Here is an 8,953-nt window from a genome sequence, read left to right on the forward strand (position 1 = left end):
CCGCAAACTGAAAAATGATTAATCCGCTGCGTAAAATCCCTTTTCCTTCTGCTTTGGTAGCGCTGTTGCCTTTTAACACAGCGATGATCTGGAACGAGGACAAGAAGAATGCCGGATAAATACCTGCGAGAATTCCAACCCCAAAAGCTGTAAACAGTTCGATAAGCAAAGCCATGGGGCTCAGGAAAAACCTAAGTTCGATATGTTTCCCTGCCAAATTATTGAACAGCGGTAACAGCAGATATACAATACCTAATGCCAATAATAAAGCCCCTAAGGTTAGCATAACCGATTCGGTGAGGAACTGGGAAACCAGCCCGCTTTTTTCAGAGCCAAGCACCTTACGGATCCCCACTTCTTTTGAGCGTTTGGCCGAACTTGCCGTTGATAGGTTAGTAAAATTGATGCAGGCCAATATCAATATAAAAACAGCCAATGCACCGAATATATACACATAATGAATATCTCCATTAGGTTCCAATTCGTATTTGGTTGCCGAGTGCAGGTGGATATCGCTTAAAGGCTGCAGGAAAAACAGGAAAGTGTTCACCGATTTGCTTGCCTGTGCCAAACTCGTACCCATATCATGGGCAATTTCGGGCACAACAAATTTCCGCACCATTCCAGGGAAAGCAGCTTCCAGTTTTTTTGCGTCGGCATTTTTATTTAATACCACATAAGTAAAATAACCAATATTGCTCCAGCTTTGCTTTGCTTTTTCAACAAAAGGGGCCATATTTAAAAATGCATCGCCATGAAAGTGCGAATCATCGGGTATTTTGTCAATTACTCCTGTTACTTTATAAGGCTTCCCGTCTATTGTAACAGCTTTTCCTACAGCTTCCTGGTTGCCAAAATATTTGGTAGCCATCGCTTTCGTAATCACCCTGCTGCCCGGCTCAGTAAAGCAGGTTTTGTCATCACCATCAATCAACGGTATCGAAAACAGGCGAAAGAAATTGGCATCTATCATCTGTACATGCTCTTCCTTAAACTGTCTGTCGTTATATTTTATAAAAACCGGACCACGACGGGCAAGCCTTGTAGTTTCAAGCACTTCGGGAAACATATTTTTAATCCCCTGTCCTACCGCGATGTCAACCATCGGGTATTCGCTTACGCCATTATTTTCAATGGAACGTAAACCAACACGATACGTTTGTTTGGCCTGTGCCGGATATTGATCATAATTTAATTCACTATATACATAAGCACAAATGAGCATACAGCATGCTAAGCCTACAGACAGGCCAAACACATTGATAAAAGAGAATATTTTGTTCCGCCTTAAGTTTCGCCAGGCGGTTTTGATGTAGTTTTTGAACATGAGTGTACGGTTAACCTGTATAATAGTTTTAAAATGCATACCAATAAATCAAATTCCTAAATATCAAATACTTACATTTTATTTCTAATCGCAACTGTACGAAGACGTAACACCATGTGTACGATTATGATACACTCAAATCAACGCAAAAGGCCTGTCACTATTTAAGCAACAGGCCTCTCTACAATATCCTTTGTTTTCGTTATTAGTTCACGGTAAGGTTAACCCTGTTGCTGCCTCTAACTTCAACCAACGAGCCTCCGCCGTTAAGTCTACCTTCCACCCTTTCTTTGTCCTTACTGCCCGAAAAATTATCGGCAAGGTTTGTTTCTATCTTATCGGCGCGCAAATCAAGATTAAGACCTTGTTTTGATGGCAACTGCAGATCAACACGGCCCGAGCTTGCATCAATTTTAACCGATTTACCTACACTTGTAAATTGTGCATGAATGCTACCGGCACTTGTTGATGCGTCAAGGCTGCAAGAAAGATCGGTAAGATTAATGCTACCGCCTGATGTGCCTGTAGTAAAATCGCCATCGATTTTATTGCCGCTGATACTGCCGCCGCTGGTAGTAGCTTTGATATCACCTTTTAAACCTTCAAGATGTAAAGAACCTCCGGATGTTTCCAACCTGATATGGCCCATACAATTCCGGGCTTCGATGCTGCCTCCTGAAGTTTCCAGGTCGATACTTTCCTTTGAGTCGCTTACATGAATACTACCGCCTGATGTGCGGCCTTTGATAGTACCGGTAATTTTATCGAGATGTAAGCTACCACCGCTGGTTTCAAACTGTTGTGCTCCGGTTAAATTATCAAGGTGGATGCTACCGCCGCTTGTGTTCAGGTTGGTTGCCACATTGCCGGGCACATACACGCGGAACGAAATACTTAATGATCTCTTCCAATCCCAGTTATTATCTTTTTTGCTTCTGGCTTTGGCGTGAAGCTCACCGCCATTAACATCAATGCTCAGATCATAATTTTCATCAAGACGTTTTTTAATCTCCTCTTTTGACAAATCGCCATTGCCATTATTACCTTGAATAAAAACCTCTACCCTTGGCTCTTCGCCTGATGCCCCGCTAACAGTGATACTGCCACCCGATGTATTAACAAATACGTCTTTTACCGACTGGCCTGATAATGATTTGGTGAGATATGGTGTTTTCTGATTATTTTGTGCAAAAACGCTGCTACCGGCACAAGCAACAAATAACACAAGTAAATACTTTTTCATAATAATGATCTTTGGTTTATATATACAAGACCAAGTCATTAGCAGATACGTTGCATGGTGCTGAAAATAAATTTGGAGGCCGTAGGATATGAAAAGAGCCCGTGAGGACACGGGCTCAGGGAAATAATTTTTTAACTGCAAACTGCCACTGCTATCTGCCGACTGTTTTTATTCGCTTCTTAAACTCCTGATAGGATTTGCAAGCGCAGCCTTTAATGATTGGAAACTGATGGTAACCACGGCTATTACAAACGTAAGCAAAGCCGCCAATGCGAAGATCCACCAGTATAAAGGTGTTTTATAAGCGAAACTTTGAAGCCATTTATCCATACAATAGTAACCTAATGGAATAGCAATTACTGTAGCCAATAATACAGGCTTCAGTAGGTCTTTTGATATGAGGATAAGGATGTTTTGTACCGATGAGCCCAATACTTTGCGCACCCCGATCTCTTTGGTACGTTTAGCCGCGGTAAACGAAGCCAGGCCAAACAAACCTAAACAGGCGATAAAGATGGCCAAACCTGAGAATATGCTTAACATAGTTTGCTGCCTGATATCGTTACGATAAGTGGTATCAAACTGCTGATCAAGAAAACTAAACTCAAATGGATAAATAGGCGCTACTTCGGCGTAAGTGTTTTTGATAGCTGTCAAACCGGCCTGGATATTCCCCGGTTTTAATTTGATCACCGCTACGCGCCTGTCTTCACTTGGCGATATGACCAGGGCATCCATGTTTTCTTTAAGCGAAAGAAAATTGAAATCTTCAACCACGCCTATGATGGTGCGTCGATTGCTATCGCGTACTGTATTTTTAATCCATTTACCGATAGCTTGCTGCGGTGTAAAACCAAGCTCTTTTGCGGCTGTGCGATTGATCAATATCGAATTGGTTGTATCTGTAGCAAATTGCGATGAAAAATCCCTGCCGGCAATGATCTTTAACCCGAAGGTTTTTACATATTCAAAATCGGCATATTCGGTTCGTGATTTAAATGTTGCGTGCTGGCCTTCTACATTAAAACCCTGCATATCAAAAAAACCACCCGGCTCACCCGACATCAAGGACACCGATTTAACATAGTCGGAGTTTTGAAGCCGGTGTTTAAAGGTTTGCCGGTGATCATAAATGTCGTTATTATCAATCTTCACAATAACCGTCTGCTCCTTATCATAACCTAATGATTTGTTTTTTACATACCTCATTTGGTTAACGATCACAATAGTGCCAATGATCAGCAATACCGAAATACTGAACTGGAAGACCACCAGCGATTGCCTGAAGAAAGACCCGCCTTTACCCAGCTTAAGTTTACCCTTTAAAGCCTCAATAGGCGAAAATGCCGACATGAATATCGCTGGGTAACTTCCGGCAAGGAAGCCCACAAATACAATAACTCCTAAAAGAAACAGGTAAATCGGCGCACTGTTCCATGATACAGTAAGATCATAACCTAAAAGCGCATTATATGAAGGCATCAGCAGAAATAACAAACCGATAGAAAGCGCGCATGAAATAAATGCCAGCAATAACGACTCCCCTATAAACTGCCATACCAAATGATTTCGTAAAGCGCCTAATACTTTACGCATACCAACCTCTTTCGAACGTTCCACCGCGCGGATGGTAGCCAGGTTCATAAAGTTGATACAAGCGATGATCATGATGAGTACCGCTATCGAAATAAAGATGAATACCACCGTTTTATCGCCATGTTTCACGTTGTCAAACGTGGACGCATTTTCAAAATAAATATCTTTGAAAGGCCTTAAGTTCAGGTAAAATTTGGTGCCGAAGCGCTTCATATCTTCGCCCATGTACTTCTCCATAAACTGCGGAAAGTGGCTTTCTAACGCTGCAGGACTGCTGTGCTCATTGAGCAACACGTAAACAAACAGACCGTTATTGATCCATACATTAAAACCAGGATCGCGGGTGTAATTTGCTATCGGAACCACCAGATCAAAATCAAGGTGCGAGTTGGAAGGTACATCTTTGGCAACACCGGTTACCTTTAATTGCAGGCGTTTATCCATCTGCACTACTTTACCCATGGCATTGTCAACGTTGCCGAAATACTTCTTAGCTGTAGTTTCTGTAATTACAACGCTTCCAGGGTTGTTTAAAGCTGAAGCAGCATCGCCCCTGAGCAACGGAAAGGTAAATAGCCTGAAAAAATTGGAGTCAACGGCGTAAACCTTCTTTTCGTTGAATGATTTTTCGCCAAAAGAGATCAGGTCATTCTGCGGTGAAACCCGAACCGCCATTTTTACATCCTGCGGAAAATCATTCAGCATGGCAGGGGCGTATGGCCCAGAAAGATAAGAAGTAGGCGCTTTCGACTTATCAAAACCACGCATCACACGGTATATATCTTTGCCCTGCTTATGGAAATTATCCACGCTAAACTCATTCATGATATACAGGAATATCATGAGGCAAACGGTTATCCCCATGGTTAGCCCCAGGATATGGATCAGCGAAAATGCTTTATTACGATAAAGGTTCCGCCAGGCTGTTTTTATATAATTTCGTATCATTAGTTCACTTGTTCATTAGTTTGTTAGTGTCCATCGTTTACTGCTGTCTGCAACTACCAACTGCTACTCATTTTTGAGGCTCCTAACCGGGTTAGCCAGCGCCGCTTTGATGGATTGAAAGCTGATGGTTACAAAAGCGATCAACACAGCTGCCCCCCCGGCCAATACGATCACCCACCATTGGATATTTTGGCGGTAGGCAAAACCCTGCAACCATTGCTGCATGGCAAACCAGGCCACCGGGATAGCGATCACTAGGGCAATCATTACCAGTTTAATAAAATCCTTTGATAACATACCCACGATGGCAGCCACATTAGCACCCAGCACTTTGCGGATCCCGATTTCTTTGGTACGCTGTTCGGCAGAATATGCAGCCAAACCAAACAAACCTAAACAGGCAATAATGATGGTTAAACTGGTACATATGATAAATATGGTACCCATCCGTTGCTCAGCACGATAGGATGAATCAAAATCTTCATCCATAAATGAATATTCAAATTCTTTGCCCGGCTTTATCGACTTCCATTTGTCTTTGATCATACCCATCAGCGCGGTAATGTTGGCGGTATTTACTTTTACACTCAAGGCGCCCGTATTATCGCCATACATCAATACTACAGGTGTTACATTGGTGCGTAATGATGCAAAGTTGAAATCTTTAATAACGCCAACGATATGATATTCTTTAAATGTTTTGGCCATATTGTCCATCGGTAAAAACATGGATTTATTGAGCGGATCGCGTACACCCATCAGCTTTGCAGCTGTCTCATTGATGATCATAGCTGCCGAATCGGTAGGCATCTGGCTTGAGAAATTACGCCCCCTGGTTAGTTTTATACCAAGGGTTGGCAGATAGCTGTCATCCACCACCCAGGTTTGTGCCAATACTGCTTTTTTAGGATCAAGCACCCGTTCCTGGAAAACGCTGCTGCTGTTGCGGTAATCGGATGTCGGCAAAAAGCCGGTCATCGTTACGCCCATTACACCGGGTAACTGTTTTACTTCATCTCTTAGCACCTTGCTCTGATCGCCAAGGTCATATACACCGTGGATCACCAATACCTGGCTACGGTTGTAGCCGAGGTCTTTATTCTGGATATATTTAAGCTGGTTATAGATCACCAGCGTACCTATAATAAGCACTATCGATATAAAAAACTGAAATACCACCAATGAACTCCTTAACATCCCTCCCTTAAAGCCTGATGCAAGTTTGCCTTTTAAAACATCAATTGGTTGAAAAGCAGAAAGGAAAAACGCGGGATATGAACCCGCCAAAAAGCCGATCACCAAAACGGCAACCAGCAACGCAGGTACCAACCAAAGCAACGAACTAACATTAAGTTCCATAGCTTTACCCGATATATTATTGAACACCGGCAGCAGGAAATAAGCCATCAGCATAGCTATTATCGTAGCTATAAACGTTACCATGATGGATTCGGACAGGAACTGGGCTATAAGTGATTGACGCCTTGATCCAAGTACCTTACGCACCCCTACCTCACGCGCACGGTTTGCCGAACGGGCAGTTGAAAGGTTCATGAAGTTCACGCAGGCTATCAGCAATATAAAAATAGCCACCGCGCCAAAAATGTATACGTACTGAATGTTTCCGTTATGATCAAGTTCAGATAGCAGGTTTGATTTAAGGTGAATATCTTTTAACGGTGTAAGGCTCAACTGGTACCTGTTACCCGCACTTTCAAACGAGTCGAAATTAAGGTGTAAAATATCCTGCAACTGAGGACCAGCATATTTACGCATCAGTGCTGGGAATTTGGCTTCAAACTTTTTAGCGTCAACACCCGGTTTAAGCAGTACATAGGTATTGAAGTTATTGCTGAACCAGGCATTCTCCTTACTTTCCTTTGCTGAGGTCATCGATAGGAAAAAATCATAATGAAAATGCGACTGCTTAGGAAGATCTTTAATTACCCCGGTAACCTTGTACAGCAGCTTTTCATCAAACGTAAAAGTTTTGCCCACGGCCTGCGTAGTATTAAAATAGCGTTTGGCTGTGCTTTCGGTTATCACCACGGTATTAGGTTCAACCAAAGCCTTTTTGGGGTCACCTGCTATCATAGGCAGGGTAAATACATCAAACAAGGTCGAATCCGCCAGGATCATCCGGTTTTCGTGGATGATTTGATTACCCTTTTTTACATTATAACCACCGCGCATTAACAAACGGCAGGCACGTTCAACCTCAGGGTAATCGTTTTGAAATGCAGCACCCAGCGGTGCAGGCGCACATGCATAACTTTGGTCGATACCGCCAAACTTGATTTGCATATTGGCGCGATAGATCCTGTCGGCCTTAGTGTTAAATTTATCATAGCTTAGCTCGTCAACCACGTAAAATACAATAAGCAAACACGTAGCCAACCCAAGAGCTAAACCAAAAACATTAATTGCGGTGAAACCCACATTTTTTTTCAATGTGCGAAAAGCGGTTTTAAGGTAATTTCTAAACATGGTTCATTGGTTCAATTGTTCATTAGTTCATTGGTATCCTGCTGTTACATAACTGCTAACTGCCACTGCAAACTGCTACTCGTTTTTAAGGCTATTAACCGGGTTTGCCAATGCTGCTTTTACAGATTGGAAACTTACTGTAACTATGGCTATTAACATGGCACCTGCTCCAGCCAGTACCAGTACCCACCATTGTATGCTGATACGATAGGCAAAATCCTGCAGCCATTTGTTCATGAGGTACCATGCTACCGGTGTGGTTATGGCAATGGAGATCAGCACCAGTTTTATAAAATCTTTAGATAAGGTATTTACGATAGCCGATACGCTTGCGCCCAGTACTTTACGAATCCCAATCTCTTTGGTGCGCTGTTCTGCGGCATAGGCAGCCAAGCCAAACAAACCGAGGCAGGCAATAGAAATGGCCAGCACAGTAAATATGATTGATATGGTACCTGTACGCTGCTCGGCACGGTAGTTGGCATCAAAATCCTGATCCATAAACGAATAGCTGAACTGGCTTTGGGTCATGCCCTGCCATTTGTTTTTTATCTGATCGATCAACGCCGGCAAATTTTTGGTGTTTACTTTAACGCTCATATCTCCCATATCATCGCCCAGCAAAAACACTACCGGGCTGACATTTTCCCTTAGTGAATTGAAGTTAAAATCCTTAACCACCCCAACTATGTGGTATGGCTTCATATGGTCGCGATTGCCATCCATATTGCGGTAAAGAATTTTGTTGATGGGATCTTTATAGCCCAAAAAACGAACGGCAGTTTCGTTGATTACCAGGCCCGTTGAGTCGGTAGGCATTTGTTGCGAAAAATTACGACCCGCAGCTATCTTCATATCCAGCGTACCTACATAATCAGCATCAATATTCCAGCTCTGAGGGAATAAAGCTTTTTTCTGATCAAGTGAAGCATCTTTATAAAATATAGAGGTGCTCCGCATATGCCCTGTTGGCAGGTAACCCGTTAAGGTGGCATTAACCACACCCGGCAGCTGCCTGATCTCGTCCTTAAATGATTTGACATGGCTACCAAGTTCAAATGCTTTATTGATAACAAGCACCTGGTTACGGTTATAACCCAGGTTTTTGGTTTGAATATAGTTGAGCTGGTTATAAATAACGATGGTGCCAATAATGAGGAATATTGAAATGGAAAACTGGAAAACTACCAGCACACTCCTGAGCCTGCTTCCTTTAAAGCCACCGGCCAGCTTACCGCTCAGTACATTAATAGGCTGAAATGCCGAAAGGAAAAACGCAGGATATGAACCTGCTGCAAAACCTACTACAAGCACAATAACTAACAGCGCTGGTAACAACCATGCTAATGTTT

Annotated in this window: 5 protein-coding genes; all 5 read right to left on the reverse strand. The window is 42.7% G+C overall.

Annotated features, from left to right (window positions below; translation table 11 throughout):
* Positions 1-1,327 (reverse strand): ABC transporter permease (locus VF500_RS30930; RefSeq protein ID WP_330863346.1); only part of this gene is annotated, 1,327 nt, incomplete at its 3' end.
* Positions 1,328-1,532: 205 nt separating this feature from the next.
* Positions 1,533-2,570: a DUF4097 family beta strand repeat-containing protein gene (locus tag VF500_RS30935; protein WP_330863347.1), complete on the reverse strand. Its 1,038-nt coding sequence runs from the start codon at positions 2,568-2,570 to the stop codon at positions 1,533-1,535.
* 168 nt (positions 2,571-2,738) lie between these two features.
* Complete coding sequence (locus VF500_RS30940) at positions 2,739-5,114, reverse strand: ABC transporter permease (protein WP_330863348.1); 2,376 nt, start codon at positions 5,112-5,114, stop codon at positions 2,739-2,741.
* A 63-nt stretch (positions 5,115-5,177) separates the two neighbouring features.
* Positions 5,178-7,601: an ABC transporter permease gene (locus VF500_RS30945; protein WP_330863349.1), complete on the reverse strand. Its 2,424-nt coding sequence runs from the start codon at positions 7,599-7,601 to the stop codon at positions 5,178-5,180.
* A 75-nt stretch (positions 7,602-7,676) separates the two neighbouring features.
* On the reverse strand, positions 7,677-8,953 hold a 1,277-nt coding region (locus tag VF500_RS30950), incomplete at its 5' end, for an ABC transporter permease (RefSeq protein WP_330863350.1).

Origin of the sequence: Mucilaginibacter sp. (assembly GCF_036383575.1) — a bacterium.
Classification (GTDB): Bacteria; Bacteroidota; Bacteroidia; order Sphingobacteriales; family Sphingobacteriaceae; genus Mucilaginibacter.